The sequence below is a fragment of the Klebsiella sp. 141161 genome, assembly GCF_050600815.1.
In the GTDB taxonomy this organism is placed as follows: domain Bacteria; phylum Pseudomonadota; class Gammaproteobacteria; order Enterobacterales; family Enterobacteriaceae; genus Klebsiella; species Klebsiella aerogenes.
The window spans coordinates 1-276 of sequence record NZ_JAQIRN010000035.1 but is presented as its reverse complement, the minus strand read 5'-3'; the positions used below and the strand labels follow the sequence as shown (position 1 = coordinate 276).

Below are 276 nucleotides of genomic sequence, written 5' to 3'. Positions count from 1 at the left end.
AACCGCAGCATTATGCTCTCCAGCATCGTGCGCATTATCAACACCCTGTCGCTGTTCGGCTTCGCGGTGGTCATGCCGATGATGTTCGTCGATGAACTCGGTTTCACCACTTCCGAATGGCTGCAGGTGTGGGCGGCGTTCTTCTTCACCACCATCTTCTCCAACGTCTTCTGGGGGATTATGGCGGAGAAAATGGGCTGGATGAAAGTGGTGCGCTGGTTCGGCTGCATCGGCATGGCGCTGTCGAGCCTGGCGTTTTACTACCTGCCGCAGCAC

At 56.9% G+C, this 276-nt stretch carries 1 pseudogene; it reads left to right on the top strand.

Annotated features, from left to right (window positions below):
- Positions 1-276 (top strand): annotated as a pseudogene (locus tag PGR79_RS23855) (cytochrome C biogenesis protein CcdA); the annotation flags it as partial.